The sequence below is a fragment of the Undibacterium sp. TC4M20W genome (assembly GCF_049340245.1).
GTDB lineage: Bacteria > Pseudomonadota > Gammaproteobacteria > Burkholderiales > Burkholderiaceae_D > Undibacterium.
This window is the reverse complement of sequence record NZ_JBMPPI010000013.1, coordinates 103403-118625: the sequence shown is the minus strand read 5'-3', so window position 1 is coordinate 118625 and position 15223 is coordinate 103403. Positions and strand designations below refer to the sequence as shown.

Below are 15223 nucleotides of genomic sequence, written 5' to 3'. Positions count from 1 at the left end.
GTCTCTTTCCAACTTACCCGTCTGAGGCAGTATGGAACAGCTAGAAAACCAGGCTACAGATTTCAGCCATGTCGTCCTCGGTGCCCTTGATGAGGTATTCAACGCGCTGGAAACCGATGCCACTCACTCAACGGATGTCGCGGTAGTCACGCGTGCGCTGGCTTGTTATATCGAGCAATTGCGCCGCATACGCGCGGCAGCCAGTGCTGCTGACATGCCCGGCCTGCACTGGGTATGCGCGCTGATAGAACGTAACCTCATCAGCCTGTATAACCAGAATCGCCGCCTCACGGATGAAGAATATCACCTGCTCAGCGAATGGCCAGATTTGCTGGCCAGCCATGCATTGAATCATGGCGACAAAAATATAGAAACCCTGATAGACCATCTTTCGACAGCCAGCTGGCCCATTCCTTTGAGCCTTGGTGATTCCTGTGAGCTCAGGCAACTGCTGAATAGCGATCCACTGACACCAGTAGCTGAAGTGGAAGAGCCTCCCCCTTTGTTCCTGGTGCCTGCGCCAGCCACGGCAGAGATCGCTTTATTGAATCAGGCAGATGCATACAATGCACAGGCGGCACAAGCTGAAAATGCAGAAATCACTGAGCCAGAGACATCCGCGGTAGCCGTAGATACAGTAGATACAGCAGATACATCAACTTCAGCATTACATGAAGCGCTGGACGCTCTCATCATGAGCCTGGCAGCCGATGAGCACTTTGCCCAGGGTGGTGACAATGATGCAGCTACCCTGCAAGCTTATGCGGCGCAGTTGCTGGGTTTTTCCAGTTGCGCAAGTCAGTTGAATCTGCATATCGTGGCAGATGCCTGCCAGGCTGTTGCTGATGTTGTCATCATGAGATCCGCAGATGCAGATGCCGTCAATGAAACCGAACTGGGCCTGCTGCAGCGCTTCCCGCTGATGCTCATGGATAGCATTGCTGATGCTGAAAATCCGGAAATCGCAGCCAGTCTGCTCGATGTTGTGTATGACCCGGCATGGAACAGGCAAGAAGCAGTAAGCGGTGCTACCTACACTGAGTTACAACAGAGTGATAATAGTGAAAACTACAGTGCAGACAACATCGCTGATGAAGGTGCTGATGCCGGTGGTGCGCAGACCAGTGCTGCCGCACAAGAAATCAGCAGCGATATGCTGACCCTGTTTGCCAGGGAATTCAGATTGATGAGTGACATGCTGGCAGAAGACCTGGCGGCAGTGATAGCGGCTGGTGACGATGAAGAACAGCGTGGCCTGGCATTGCAAAACTATGTTGAAGCCTTGTTGCGTATTGCCTCTACTTCAGAATCCATAGGCCTGACTGCGCTGCATCAATTTTTGTCCTTGCTTGCTGGCCTGGTGGCCGCACAAACCCAGGCGCTGGATGCGCAGCAATCCAGCCTGCTGGCAACATTGCCAGCCAGTTTGAATAACTACCTGCTGGCACCTAAAGAAGAAATCGCCGCACTGGAATTATTATCATTGTTGATGGACCCATGCTGGTCGCAGGCCGCAGTCATGGACGGTAATGAATCTTTGTTCGTAGAACTCATCAATATCAATCTGATAGCAGACCATCATTATGCTGAAGCTGCTGCGATTGCCATCACTGAGAGCGATGTCTCGATACAACTGCCCGATGATCTGAATACAGAATTATTCGATGGCCTCTTGCAGGAACTGCCTGTGCAGGTAGGTAATTTCACCAGTGCCATAGAAAAATTTTCAAATGGTGCCGGCAACATGCGTGACATAGAGCAAGCCAAGCGTGCCGCGCATACGCTGAAGGGCGCTGCCAACACCGTGGGTATAGCGGGCATTGCCAACCTGACCCATCATCTGGAAGATTTGCTGATTGCCCTCACTGATAAACAAAGCCTGCCCAACAATGCACTGGCAGAATTGCTGACCGAGGCTGGCGATTGTCTCGAAGCCATGGGTGAGGCTGTGGTCGATGGCGGTACAGCACCAGCACCGGCACAGTCGCAACAGCTGCTGCAACAGATTTGCGACTATGTCAGCTATATGCACAGTGGTGAATTTGTTGTCCGCAACGAAGCTGTTGCAGTCATTGCGCCTGTTGCAAATACCCCGGCCCCGCAATCTTCTGGCGCTGTACTTGACCTGGTCGAACCTGGTTCTCATGCGGCTGAACCGATGTTGCGCGTACCTGCGAAAGTGGTGGATGAACTATTGCGCCTCGCAGGTGAAAATGTTATCTCGAATGCGCAAATCCAGGAACAATTGAAACAGACGCAAAAACAATCGAAGGCCATACAAAAACACGATGTCCTGTTCCAGAAATTGATCGCTGACCTCGAAACTCTGGTCGATGTGCGCGGCATGAGCAGCCCGCAGAAAAAAGCCAGCATCAGCACTACCGATGGTGACTTTGATCCACTGGAATTTGAACGTTACAGCGAGTTGCATACCATCACCGCACAACTGGTAGAGGCACGCACCGATGCTTTCGAAATGTCCAGCCATATCGACGAACAATTGCACGGCCTGGCTGAGCTACTGGAAGTGCAGCGCCGCCTGCAAATGGAAAACCAGCATGCCGTGATACGCACGCGGCTGGTGCCGGTCACGACTATCGTCTCGCGCCTGCAACGCAGTGTGCGCCAGACTTGTCGCTTGCTTGATAAACAGGTCAACCTGAATATCCTGGGTGCGAACACCAATATCGATAGCAATATGCTCAATGACCTGACAGACCCGCTGATGCATATCCTGCGCAATGCGGTCGATCATGGCATAGAGACACTTGCCAGCAGGCTGGCCGCGAATAAACCGGCAGATGGCCTGATAGAACTGAGCTTTGCCCGTGAAGGTAACTCCATCGTCGTGCGTTGCAAAGACGATGGTGCAGGCCTGGATTATGCGGCGATACGCCGTACCGCCTTGAAGCGAAAAATGATCAGTGCCGAGCGTATCTTGTCTGAAGAAGAACTGGCCAGGCTGATTCTGGTACCAGGTTTTTCTACCCGTGACAGCAGCACCCAGACTTCTGGCCGTGGTATAGGTATGGACATGGTGCATGCACGCATACTGGAAATGAAAGGCTCGTTGAATTTGCGCTCAGTCGCTGGCCAGGGTCTGGTGGTGGAATTGCGCCTGCCTGCCAGCCTTTTGTCTGAGCATACCCTGATGGCGCGCGTGGCTGGTCACATGATGGCGATTTCCAGCCGTCGTATTATTGATATCCATTACATCACTGATGCACAAATTGATACCTTGGCTGACCAGCCTGTCTATCGAGTTGGTGATGCAGTGCATAAATTGCTGAAGCTCGATAGTTTGCTGGGCATGCAAGACCATCGCAAGGAGGCGCGCAGCTATGGCTACCCGGTCTTGCTGGTCAGCACCGATACCGGCTCAACCTGCGCAATACAAGTGCAGGAACTGGTTGATGGCCGTGAAGTCGTGGTCAAGAAATTTGGCCGCTATGTACCAAGAATCCAGGGCACGATAGGTGCGGTCATCCTCGGTGACGGTAGCGTTGCACCCGTTATCGATCTGCCGGAATTATTGCGCGCATCGACCCAGCAGTACATCAATATCGATGATGCCCATGCTGGTTTGCCGTCGCAGGCAGATTCGCAAGCAACACATGTGCGTACCGCGCTGGTGGTCGATGATTCATTGTCAGCCCGCCGTGCCACTGCCCAAATCATGCGCGATGCCGGTTATGAAGTGCGTACTGCCATTGATGGTCTGGATGCGGTTGCCATACTCGATGAAGTGCTGCCCGACGTGATTTTGGTGGATATGGAAATGCCGCGCATGAATGGCCTGGAACTGACCAGCCATGTACGCGCCCGCAAGCTCGACAAGCGTATTCCCATCATCATGATCACTTCACGCTCTACCCAAAAACACAGGCAGCAGGGCGATGCCGCCGGGGTGGATGCCTACCTCGTCAAACCCTTCAGTGAAGATGCCTTGCTGCAGCATATTAACCGCCTGACAGGAGCCTGATCATGGGAGCGATGATGCCGGGGATGAGTACAGAAATACGCAACCGTCTGTTGCTGCGGATTGATAATATGCAGCTCATGCTGCCGCAGGGTGATGTCTGTGCAGTGGAATCTGTTGTTGATCTGGTCAGCCAGGATGCTGTCGCGCCTGCCATAGGGCGCATCGCTTACCTGGGACAAAGCTGGCCAGTATTGAGCCTGAATGGTGAATTGCAGACCCTGGACAAGATACCTGCAGCACGCCGCGCCTGTGTCATGCTGGCTACCGGCAAGGGTTTTCTGGGCTTGCTGTGTGATGATGTCAGGGTACTCAATCAGCAATCCGGCAGCGACTATGCCTTGCCTGTTGCTATGCGTGCCGGCTACACGCCAGTGCAGGCTGTCATGCCATTTGAAAATGGCCTGGCCTGTCTCAGCGATGCGCGGCATTTAATGCAGTATGGTGCCTTCGCACAAATCACTGCTACTCATTAGTGGAGCGCAAATATGTCTAGTGCAAATGCCTGGTTACTGGACGTAGGCGATGGCAGGCAAGTCGCAATAGGCCAGCGTGAACTCATACAAATCATGGATGCGCAGGATAGCTTTGAGGTGCCTCTCGCGCCCGCGTATATGCGGGAGATCATCTTCTGGCAAAAACGTGCCGTGCCTGTCATGCAACTCCCTGTACGCCTCGGTGGTCGTGCCTGCACAGGCAATATCCTCGCTCTGGTGGCATTTCATGATGCTGTCAGCAATACGGCAGGCCTGGGTGCCATCCATCTGGCGGCCCCACCTGTGCGTGTGCTGGTTGATGATAAGCAGGCCAGCAGCCTCGATGAAGCAGGCTGGGAAGATATGGCGATTTCCTGTTTTGAGCAGCAGGGGCAAAGCATACCTGTGCTGGATTTGAGCCGCCTCTTTTCTGCCACGCATTAGAGCTGAGTAAGCATGCGTTGCTTACTCACGCAAGCCATATCTGCGCATCTTGTTCAGCAAGCCTACACGGGATATACCCAGTTGTTTTGCTGCATGCGTATGGTTGTGCTGGTTGTCATTCAGCGCGCCGACGATGAGGCGCTTTTCCAGAGCCGCCACCTGTTCCTCCAGTAAACCGGTATCCACTACAGGCGCATCGCTTGCAACTTCACCGCAAGCCAGTGCCAGATCATCTACTACGATCTCGTTCATCTCGCCAGCCAGTGCCATCGCAGTTTGCAGACAATGCTGCAATTCCCTGACATTGCCGGGCCAGGCATGGGATACCAGCCACTCTTGCGCTGCAGCCGTCAGGCGTTTTGGCGGTGTTGATCTGGCTGCAATTGCCTGGGCTATCAGGGCGATGTCTTCAGCCCGGTCTGCCAGTGCCAGAGTGCGCATCTGTATGCCTTTAAGGCGGTAATACAAATCATCCCTGAAGCTTTTTTCTTCGACCATGACTGCCAGATCACGGTTAGTCGCCGCGACTATGCGCACATCGACACGCAACTCAGCGCGTGCACCTATCGGAAAGAAACTGCCAGACTGCAAGAAGCGCAATAGCTTGACTTGCATGGGCAGAGGCATTTCACCTACTTCATCAAGGAATAGCGTGCCGCCATCGGCAGCGGCAATAAGCCCTTTGCGGTCACGGTCGGCACCGGTGAAACTGCCTTTGCTGTGACCAAATAGTTCACTCTCGAATAATTCTGCAGGTATGGCACCGCAATGCACCGCAATAAATGCTTTGCCTGCGCGTTTGCCCTGGGCATGCAGGGCGCGTGCCACCAGTTCCTTGCCAGTACCACTGGGGCCAGTAATCATGACTGGTACATCGGTAGGCGCAATGCGGCGTATCAGCGAGCGCAATTCTGCCAGTTCAGCACTGATGCCTATCAGGCCCATGCTGTTGTCGTCTGGCAGGGCGCGGGCGCGCCATACGGCAAGTTCTCGTTCCAGTCGGCTTTTGTTGAGCGCGCGGTCAACCACGACGCGCAAGATGTCGGGATCAAGCGGCTTGGGTAAAAAATCCCAGGCTCCAAGACTGATGGCACGCAGCGCCAGTTCACGGTCTGCATGACCAGTCATGACGACCACGGGTACAGGGGCGAATGCTGGCAATAGCGCCAGACCCTCATCGGGTGTGAAACTAGGTGGCAAGGCCAGGTCCAGCAAGACCAGATCAAAGCTGTTCTCCGCCAGCAGGGCATGTACCTGTTCTGCCGTGGCCGCGACCTTGACGACATAACCGAGGCTGGCCAGCCAGTTGCCACACAGGCGTTGAAAGGCTGGCTCATCATCGACCAGTAAAATAGTTTGCATGCTCATGGTGTCATGGTGATGTGGGTAAATAAAATTCAAAACAGCAATTCCAGCCGGGACAAGTGATCAGCGCAACGCTGCCGCCATGCGCCTCCACCAGCCTGCGCACTATCGCCAGGCCCAGGCCAGTACCACCGGGGCGGCGGCTCTTGAAAGCCTGGAACAAATCGGCTTTTTGTTCTGCCGGTATGCCGGGGCCGTTATCGCAGATGCGCAGTCTCAGCATCTGTTTGTCTGTCGTTGCTTCGATATGGATGCGCGCATCTGGTCTGCCGCGCAACATCGCCAGTGCATTATTGAGCAGGTTGTTCAGAATTTGCTCAGTACGCATGCGGTCTATATTGCCGCGTAAATTCTCTTCGATATCGCTGCTGATTTGTACGCCATTCGCCATGGCAGTAGGGCGTAGTTGCGCGATGATGTTATCAATCAGTTCTGCCATATCGACAGGCTGGCAATTCAGGCGCACCTCACCGGAATAACTGAGCAAATCCTGTATCAGATGATCGGCTCTTTCTATCTGCTCGCGTATGTCATTTCGTACATCAGCAGGACAGGAAACGGCAGCCATACTGATGATGTTCAGGGGGTTGCGCAATTCATGGGCAACGGTAGCAGCCAGCCCGCCCAGCTCCGTCAGATGTGCCTGTTGCAGGCGCTGTTTTTCTTGATCTGCATAGCGCAGCAACTGGTCAAGCCGCGCGGCGGCGGCGGCCAGCAGGGCACCGAATACTGCACCCACTTTTTGCACACTGGGGGTCGCGCCCTCCCAGTGTCGCAATTCGTAATGCCATTCTGCGTGGGCAGACTGTGCCTGCTGCCGGTAACAGATGACGCAGGTTTGCTCAGCAGTGTGGCTGTCTGGTGCTCCAGCGTGGAATAGCAAGACAGGCATAGGTTGGCGCAAATGGGTTTCCAATAACGCTGATGCAACCGAGCTCAGTTCCTGCCAGTTCGTCGCCGACTCTAACTGCATGCGCCAGTTGCTGAGCACGGCTGCTTCCAGATGCGCGCCGGGAAAAACCAGTTTTTCCATAAAGCTGCGCATCGGTCTTTCCAGTATCAGCATGATGAGCAGCATGCCTGTACCCAAAAGCCATAACTGCCACAACGGTAAGGCCGCCAGCGGACTAAAGCCGGTTTGCGCCACCAGGCTCAACACCAGACCTGCAATGGCGACTGTCAGCACGCTCAGGGCCAGCCAGGCCAGGAAACGGTTGGCCCACAGGTTTACTGCCATCATGTCATAACGCAAGATGCCGAGCACCAGCAAGACCGCATAGAACGGCAGCAAGATCACGCTGTAGGGGAAGATGTCTATGCCAAACGAGGCATTCAAAAACATCAGCGTAGAGGCCGAGCCCCAGACCCCGGCCAGGCAAACCGCCAGGATTTGCCCGCGCTTTTTCGGCGCTGCAGCAGGCCATGCCATCAGCAACAGCAGATAAGCCCAGGTACTCAGGCCACTGACAAAAATGCCGGGTATCCAGCCCCAGGCTGGAAATACGTAATAGCGCTGGAATTCCAGCCAGGGCAACAGACTGCCCATATCAAAGATGGCAATGCCCAGCATCAGTGTGAGAGCCGCTGCATACCAGGCAATGATATGAGCAGGCCGCAAACGACCCAAAAAGCGTAGTACAAAATGCAAAAAGAACACGGCATTCACAGGGCCGGTATTGACCAGTATCTTGCCCAGTTCACTGATCCTGGCATCGCCCAGATTGATCGCCAGCTGGCCTGTTGCCCACAGGCCTATGCTCACGCAAAACAGCGCCAGCGCCTTCATGCCCGGCTGTTGCCCTGCCTTTACCCACAGCCAGATAGCCAGCAAGGGGCTGATGGCGCCTTGCAAGGCGAGCGAGAAAAAATAAAGTCCGTAGGCATTCATGACTGATAGCTGTTAAGCATCTTGATAGCAAATTTCAGTCAACTATATAGCAAGCTTACAGTTTTACTGAGGCATAAATTAAATTTTCTTAAGAAACAAGGGCTTATGAAAAATCTTTGACTGGCACGCAGTTTGCGAATAAGGAGACAGGCAGTTTTTATACCTGCCAACCGAAAAAGCCGTAAGCAATCAAGCGCAGCAGGAAAAATCATGGCCTCAACTACATCAAGCTTCTCCCATTTCAATTTGCTGTCAAAGGCCAACTGGCTCAGGTTCAACCGCCTCCTGGCCTGGTCCATGCTCGTCACACCTGTGTTGCAATTTTTTATCAGATCAAACCTTGCTTATGCCTTGTTGGTGGATTTTGGTCTCTTGCTCGCGCATGGGATTTTATCGCTGATCTTGTTTGGTTTACCCAAAGTCAAGCGGCAAAAATTTGCGTTTTCCATGCATGTGATGGGTTTTCGCCGGTATTTACTGAGCCCGCGCAATGAATTCCTGCTGACTGGTTACCGCATCGTCCAGGCTCTTTCTGTGTTTCCACTACTGTTCATTCCTGGCGCCAGATGGCTGGCATTACTGTTGTTTTATCCACTATTGAGAATGCCGGTTTCTTTCATACAGCATTTGTACAGAGCGATGAACTTTGCTTTTCAGCGCTGGGGTATCAAGTATCTCGATGCTGGCCTGGTCGTGTGCATCTACCTGTTCTTTTTCTTTGCCAACTTACTGCGTCCCTGATCAGGAGTAGGAACATGAACCATAGTGCTACCCTGACTGATGCGGTATTTCCTGTCGTTCGCCATAGCGCAGTCGCATCCCGCCAACATACTGCTGTAAGCACGCTGAACCGGCGCGAAGCTGGCTTGCCGAATCTGAGCAGCCTGGGCCTTGATTTGTTAAATGCCAGCAAATTACAAAGCATGATCTGGCCAGTGCTGCCACTGCTTACCCTGGCTGTCTATGCCATGGTTTTTTCCATGCAGTATTACCTTTTGCTGCCGCTGGTTTTCATCTTGCATTTCCTGGTCTCGGTGACTTTTACCCATGATGTCTTGCATGGCGCTGCCGGTTTCAAGCCGCGCAGCACAGAATGGGTCTTGTTTGCCATGAGTATCCTGTTGCTGGAGAGTGGTCATGCCTTCCGCCAAGCGCATCTGCACCACCATAGTCATTGCCTGGAGCATGATGATTTTGAAGGTAGCCCTGCACACCTGAGTTTGCTGGGCGCGCTGAAAGCCGGGCCTACCTATCTGGCCCGTCATTGGCTGCATGCTTACCGGCTCGCCAAAAGCCCGGTACAAAGGCGCTGGATGCTGGCCGAACTGTGTGCTGCCATCCTCGGAATTGTGATTGCCATACTTGTTTTGCCCTGGACTGCTGCGCCGCTGACTTATTGCGTATTCATGTACATAGGTTCTTGCCTGTATCCGGTCACTACGGCCTGGTTGCCGCACTTCAAGCCTGACAACTGCATACTGGGGCAAGCCAGGAGCTTGCGTGGCAAGATCATACCGGCCTTGCTGTTCAATCTTTCTTATCATCTTGAACACCATCTGTACCCGCAAGTGCCCAGCTATAACTTGCCGCAATTGGCAGACAGGCTGGACCCATATTTCGACAAGTTGGGTGTTGCCGTATTGCATGTGGTTTGAATTGGTCTTTTGGCACAAGTAGAAATACGGGGGAGGTTCAGGCTTTAGCCAGCTTGGGGGTAAAATGATGTTATTGCCTGCCTTTACTGGCGCCCTAGGAAAAACAACATGAATGCATCACTGCCCAAGCAAGTCAAAATTGTCGAAGTAGGACCGCGTGACGGCTTGCAAAATGAAAAAGAAAGCATACCCGCCGACGTCAAGATAGAGCTGGTGAACCGCCTGACTGCGGCTGGCTTTGTGAACATAGAGGCCGCCTCTTTTGTCTCGCCCAAATGGGTGCCGCAAATGGCGACCTCGGCAGAGGTCATGGCAGGCATTACGCGCAAGCCTGGTGTCATCTATTCTGTGCTGACGCCGAATATGAAAGGCTTTGAAGCTGCACTGGCAGCCGGTGCCGATGAAGTAGTGATTTTCAGTTCAGCCTCGGAAGCCTTTGCACAAAAAAACATCAATTGCTCGATTGCTGAATCAATAGAGCGTTTCCGCGAAGTGGCTGAAGCCGCAAAAGCAAACAAGATACGCTTGCGCGGCAGTATCTCTTGCGCCTTCGGTTGCCCTTATCAGGGTGAAGTCGCCATTGATAGTGTCTCTGATGTGGTACAGCGTTTGCGTGATCTCGGTTGCGATGAAATCGACATCGCTGACACCATAGGTGTAGGCACAGCGCGGCAAGTGCAAAACGTCATGCAAAGAGTATCGCAGGACTTTCCTGTTGAGGCTTTGTCCGGCCATTTCCACGATACCTATGGTCAGGCGCTGGCGAATATCTATGCGAGTCTGGAAGTCGGTATTTCCATCTTCCATTCATCCGTTGCTGGCCTTGGTGGTTGCCCATATGCCAAAGGTGCAACCGGCAATGTATCGACAGAAGACGTACTCTTCCTCATGCAGGGTCTGGGCATACAAACTGGCATAGATTTGAATGCCGTGGTGGATGGAGGGCAATTCATTTCTGCCCATCTGGGGCGCAAGGCAGTCAGCCGTGCTGGTAATGCTTTGGCGGCGAAACGTCTTGGCTAAAATCAGTGTCATATATCATGCAAGCAAGTTGATGCTTGCATGAGGCCATGTTCAGGCAGAAACTTCTACCCCGCGCCAGAAGGCAATGAAACCGTTTATTTCTTTAGCCGCATCCTTGGGTTCAGGGTAATACCAGGCAGCATCTGCATTGACTTCACCGTTGACGACAACATCGTAATAGCTGGCTGTGCCCTTCCATGGGCAGACCGTGTGTTTGTCACTATCGCGCAAGTGTTCGGGATTGACGCTATTTTTAGGGAAATAGATATTGCCTTCGAGCTTCACAATCTCGCCATCGCTGGCCTGGGCGATGACAGTATCTTTCCATTTTGCGGTAGGCATAAAACTATTCCTCAATAAGTGATCGTGCCAGGCGCAGGCCGGTCAACTGCCAGCGTGCTGTTGCCGGGAAAAAATTGCGGTAACTGGCGCGGCTGTGGCCTGCCGGGGTAAAGGCAGAAGAACCGCGCAAGACATACTGGTTGACCATGAATTTGCCATTGTATTCACCCACTGCACCTGCTGCCGGGACAAAGCCGGGGTAGGGGCTGTAACTGCTGCTGGTCCATTGCCAGCCATGACCAAACAACTGGCTCAGTTGGCCTTCAAGTTCATGCTGCTGTGCTGCATATTCCCATTCAGCTTCGGTAGGCAGGCGCGCCCCTGCCCAGGTCGCAAAGGCACTGGCTTCAAAATACGAGATATGTCCAAGCGCCTGCTGCGGATTCAGCGGCAGCAAGCCATGCAGGCCAAATTCTTGCCAGCCTTGCTGGAAATCATAGCGCCAGTACAACGGGTGACGCAGGTCTTGCTGTTGTATCCAGTCCCAGCCTTCAGACAGCCACAGGGCGGAATTCTGGTAGCCACCATCTTCTATGAATTCCAGGTATTCAGCATTGCTGATCAAACGCGTTGCGAGCTGGAAAGGCTCAAGGAATTGGCGGTGGCGCGGCCCTTCATTATCAAAGGAAAAGCCCTTGCCCTCGTGGCCAATTTCACACAGGCAGGCATCATAGTCTTGCCAGCTCAGGGTGTTGGAGGCGGGCATGGGTTTGCGCATGTCTGCTGCGGGATACAAAGCCGGGAATAAAGGATTGCATGACAGCAGATGCTTGATGTCAGTCAGCATCAGTTCCTGATGTTGCTGTTCATGTTGCATGCCCAGTTCCAGCAGGGATGCAAAGCGGGCATCGCTGAGCTTGTCCTGGCATTGCAATATGCGTTCATCGACATTGCGCCTGTAGGCCAGCACGGTGTCCAGCGATGGACGTGTCAGCAAGCCACGTTGCGCACGCGGGTGTTTGTCACCGACACCGTTGTAATAGGAATTGAACAGTACTCTGAAATCAGTGTGAAAAGCCTGGAAATCGTCTTCAAACTGCTCAAGGATAAAGGTTTCGAAAAACCATGTCGTATGCGCCAGATGCCATTTGATGGGGCTGGCATCGGGCATGGATTGCGCCATGCAGTCTTCGGCAGAAAGAGGCGCAGCGATCGCGACTGAGCGCAGGCGGATTGCTTGCCAGCGTTCAACTATGCCTGCCTGCTGCAGGTTTTGCCCAAGCTCTGTGAGGTGATCAAGCAGCTTTGGCATGGATAACGGCGAACCATTCATTTTTGTCCGTCCAGTGACAGCTATGGGAAAAACCAGCATCGGCCAGCAAGGCATTAAAGCCCTGTATGCTGTATTTATAGCTGTTTTCCGTGTGTATGTGTTCACCCTTGATAAAATTTCTTTGCCCACCCGGCCAGGTGACCTGGATATTTTCCCTGGCGCGCAAATGCATTTCTATGCGGGATTTTTCTGTATTGAAAAAAGCCTCATGCTGCCATTGATTGACATCAAAATCAGAATGCAGCAAATGATTGATGTGACGTAACAAATTCAGGTTAAAGGCCGAGGTAACACCCAGGCTGTCAGCATACGCCGCATCCAGCAAGGCTTTGTCCTTGATCAGATCTACGCCGATGAGTATACCCGCATCATTGTCACACGCCGCACGCAAATGGCACAGAAATGCCAGTGCTTCTTCCGGTTCAAAATTACCTATGGATGAACCAGGGTAAAAGAACAGCCGCTTGTCGCGTCTTACTTCTGCTGGCAGTTTCCAGTCCTGTGCCAGATCCAGCCCCAGTGCCGTCATCTCTATATGCGGGAAGCGCTGCTGCAAGCGGCGTACCGCATCTTGCAAATGATGGACAGAAATATCAATGGGGACGTACTGGTCAGGGTGCAATACCGGGAACAGCCGCGCTGCCTTGGCGCAATTACCCGCGCCCAGATCAATCAGGCTGCCACCCAGACCAATGACCCGCGCCATGTCGCCCATGTGCTGGGTAAAAATTTCTGCTTCAGTGCGGGTGGGATAATATTCCGGCAACACGCAAATCGCTTCAAACAGGACCGAGCCTACCGCATCATAAAAATACTTGGGTGAGGTATGGGCGGCATCGGCCAGCAGGCCATTTTCCAGCTCGCGGATAATATGGGGTGCGGTGGTGCGCGCAGTGGTGACGTTGTTGGCCGTGTTAGCCAGGCTATTGGATTCGGGCATGGTTTTGGGGCTAAGAAATTCAATCGGCAGACCAACAGGTTTTGGTCTGTGCTTGATACTCAATACGGCCTTGCTTTCAGCCCGTCTTTATGCGGAGCTTGCCTGTGAGTCTGGTTGTGGACTCTGGTGTGGCACAGTGTACAACTTATTGTTTGAAAAATCTTGGGACGGTGTTTTCTCGGGTGGTTTTCCTACAAAGTGGGGTAATCTCAATAACGTGATTTCTTTGAGTTATTGAAGGAGTTCACTAGACAGGCATCCCACGCCAATTTTTTCCAAGCACTAACCTAGTTGGATGCTTTCAATTACCAAGAACTTTATTAACGTCATTCCAGCATGGGGTTAGCTGGAATCCAGCGGCGTTCGTCGTATACTGTTGTAGCGTCTAATGTTTGATTCGTATTGCGCAAGTCTTTGCTTTTCAAATACATGTATCGTCATTTAAGATTGCAGGCCGGTGGTAGACCGGCAGCTACTCACTTTTCTTGCTTTCGCCAAGAAAAGTAAGCAAAAGAAGGCGACCCAGGCGTCGCCGCCCCCTAAAGGGGGTTCCCGTTTGTGCAGTACAAAAAATGGGAAGGCCCGAAACTCGCTACGCTCAAACAGCGGTCCTTCTCTTTCCATTTTCTGTACTGCACAAACGGCGTCGACACATGGGAACTGCTAAGGTCAAAAACAACATCAAGGTCAAAAGCAACGTCAAAAGCAACGTCAATACGACCTGAGTCCATATTTTTGAAAATCAATTGATTTTATTCAGGCATCCATCAACTCAAAATGAAACACCTTACTCACAATCTGCCACCTGCCATCCAGTTTCACCAGCGTTAAAAAATCAGTAAAAAACTTGTTGGCAATTGCGCATTCGACGCGGGCGAAGGCGGTGACGGGGCCGGCGATTTCCAGGGAGATGATGCGGTCGCGGCGGGTTTCGTTTTTGCTGGCGGGGGCGGGGCGTTTGTCGACGGCGGGGAAGTATTGCTGCATGTCCAGGTGCAGTAGGTGTCCTTCGGTGGCGCAGTAGTAATGGGCTTCGGGGTGGAATACCTGGGCGAGTATGCTGGTGTCGCTGTGGTACAGACCATCGAAGTAGCGATTCAGCATGGCGATAATGTCGGGGTATGCAGTTTCCATTGTTGCCTTTATAAATGTGAATACGGTAGCGTCATCCATGAGCTACCGTATTGTCTGCCGTTTCGGGATTTTTTGCCAAAGCGGCTTTCGTTTCAGATTCAGGCAGGCAAACCTTCTGCTTTCAGCGCAGCTTGTACATGCGGCCTGGCCTTGACGCTGGCGAGAAATTTTTGCAGGTGGGTAAAGTCACTGATATCAAGGTTCACATGTTTGCTCCAGCCGCTGACGGTGAACAGATAAGCGTCGGCGACGGTGAAGGTGTCACCGGTCAGGTAAGTGCGGCCTTCGAGACGGCTGTTGACCCAGGCGAATTTTTTGCGCAAAAGTTCTGCGACTCGCGTCTTGCCTTCCGCGGGCATGTCCGCATCAAACAGTGGTGCGAAGGACTTGTGCAATTCTGAGCTGATGTAGTTTTGCCATTCAAGCACGCGGTAACGTGGCAAGCCAGATGCTGGCAGCAAATCGCGGTTTTCTGCGCTTTCAGCGATGTACTGGGCAATGATGGAACCTTCAGTCAGTATCTCGCCATTATCAAGTTCTACCGTGGGCACCTGGCCTTTGGGATTGATGGTGTAGAAATCCACTCCATCGGCAGTTTTGTGAACATAGGTATCGACTTTTTGCAAAGTGAAATCCAGGCCAGCTTCACGCAGGATGATGTGTGGGGACAAAGAGCAGGCACCGGGGGAGAAATAGAGTTTCAT

13 protein-coding genes are annotated in these 15223 nt (G+C 52.8%); 6 read left to right on the top strand and 7 right to left on the bottom strand.

Annotated elements, in window-relative coordinates; all coding sequences use genetic code 11:
• The first annotated feature begins 31 nt into the window (after positions 1-31).
• Genes ACO0LL_RS16840 through ACO0LL_RS16830 form a run of 3 tightly spaced genes read left to right on the top strand, consistent with a single transcriptional unit; the run spans position 32 to position 4899 of the window.
• Positions 32-3982: a hybrid sensor histidine kinase/response regulator gene (locus tag ACO0LL_RS16840; RefSeq protein ID WP_422952004.1), complete on the top strand. Its 3951-nt coding sequence runs from the start codon at positions 32-34 to the stop codon at positions 3980-3982.
• Positions 3983-3984: 2 nt separating this feature from the next.
• Positions 3985-4455: a hypothetical protein gene (locus ACO0LL_RS16835; protein WP_162061272.1), complete on the top strand. Its 471-nt coding sequence runs from the start codon at positions 3985-3987 to the stop codon at positions 4453-4455.
• 12 nt (positions 4456-4467) lie between these two features.
• Positions 4468-4899, top strand: a complete 432-nt coding sequence (locus tag ACO0LL_RS16830; RefSeq protein WP_422952003.1) for a chemotaxis protein CheW — start codon at positions 4468-4470, stop codon at positions 4897-4899.
• A 21-nt stretch (positions 4900-4920) separates the two neighbouring features.
• Here the strand turns inward: ACO0LL_RS16830 and ACO0LL_RS16825 are convergent, their stop codons facing one another.
• Both ACO0LL_RS16825 and ACO0LL_RS16820 read right to left on the bottom strand, forming a co-directional pair.
• Positions 4921-6267, bottom strand: coding sequence for a sigma-54-dependent transcriptional regulator (locus ACO0LL_RS16825; protein WP_422952002.1), 1347 nt, complete (start codon positions 6265-6267; stop codon positions 4921-4923).
• A gap of 4 nt (positions 6268-6271) precedes the next feature.
• The gene (locus tag ACO0LL_RS16820; RefSeq protein ID WP_422952001.1) at positions 6272-8152 is read right to left on the bottom strand and encodes an ATP-binding protein; all 1881 of its coding nucleotides are present in this window, start codon (positions 8150-8152) and stop codon (positions 6272-6274) included.
• Between the two features lie 210 nt (positions 8153-8362).
• Here ACO0LL_RS16820 and ACO0LL_RS16815 point away from each other — a divergent pair, with 210 nt between their 5' ends.
• The 3 genes from ACO0LL_RS16815 (at position 8363) to ACO0LL_RS16805 (ending at position 10830) form a co-directional block, all read left to right on the top strand.
• The gene (locus tag ACO0LL_RS16815) at positions 8363-8893 is read left to right on the top strand and encodes a hypothetical protein (RefSeq protein WP_422952000.1); all 531 of its coding nucleotides are present in this window, start codon (positions 8363-8365) and stop codon (positions 8891-8893) included.
• A gap of 14 nt (positions 8894-8907) precedes the next feature.
• A complete protein-coding gene (locus ACO0LL_RS16810) occupies positions 8908-9807 on the top strand; it encodes a fatty acid desaturase family protein (protein ID WP_422951999.1) in 900 nt (299 codons plus the stop codon).
• A 108-nt stretch (positions 9808-9915) separates the two neighbouring features.
• Entirely contained in the window at positions 9916-10830 is a 915-nt protein-coding gene (locus ACO0LL_RS16805) for a hydroxymethylglutaryl-CoA lyase (protein WP_422951998.1), read from the top strand.
• A gap of 51 nt (positions 10831-10881) precedes the next feature.
• Here ACO0LL_RS16805 and ACO0LL_RS16800 read toward each other — a convergent pair whose 3' ends face one another.
• From ACO0LL_RS16800 to gstA, 5 genes are all read right to left on the bottom strand, one after another.
• A complete protein-coding gene (locus ACO0LL_RS16800) occupies positions 10882-11172 on the bottom strand; it encodes a DUF427 domain-containing protein (RefSeq protein ID WP_422951997.1) in 291 nt (96 codons plus the stop codon).
• Positions 11173-11176: 4 nt separating this feature from the next.
• Positions 11177-12445: an ergothioneine biosynthesis protein EgtB gene (gene egtB, locus ACO0LL_RS16795; protein ID WP_422951996.1), complete on the bottom strand. Its 1269-nt coding sequence runs from the start codon at positions 12443-12445 to the stop codon at positions 11177-11179.
• Positions 12408-13385, bottom strand: a complete 978-nt coding sequence (egtD, locus tag ACO0LL_RS16790) for an L-histidine N(alpha)-methyltransferase (RefSeq protein WP_422951995.1) — start codon at positions 13383-13385, stop codon at positions 12408-12410. Before egtD ends, egtB begins: the two co-directional genes overlap by 38 nt.
• Before the next feature lie 756 nt (positions 13386-14141).
• The gene (locus ACO0LL_RS16785) at positions 14142-14519 is read right to left on the bottom strand and encodes a nuclear transport factor 2 family protein (RefSeq protein WP_422951994.1); all 378 of its coding nucleotides are present in this window, start codon (positions 14517-14519) and stop codon (positions 14142-14144) included.
• Between the two features lie 98 nt (positions 14520-14617).
• The gene (gstA, locus tag ACO0LL_RS16780; RefSeq protein WP_422951993.1) at positions 14618-15223 is read right to left on the bottom strand and encodes a glutathione transferase GstA; all 606 of its coding nucleotides are present in this window, start codon (positions 15221-15223) and stop codon (positions 14618-14620) included.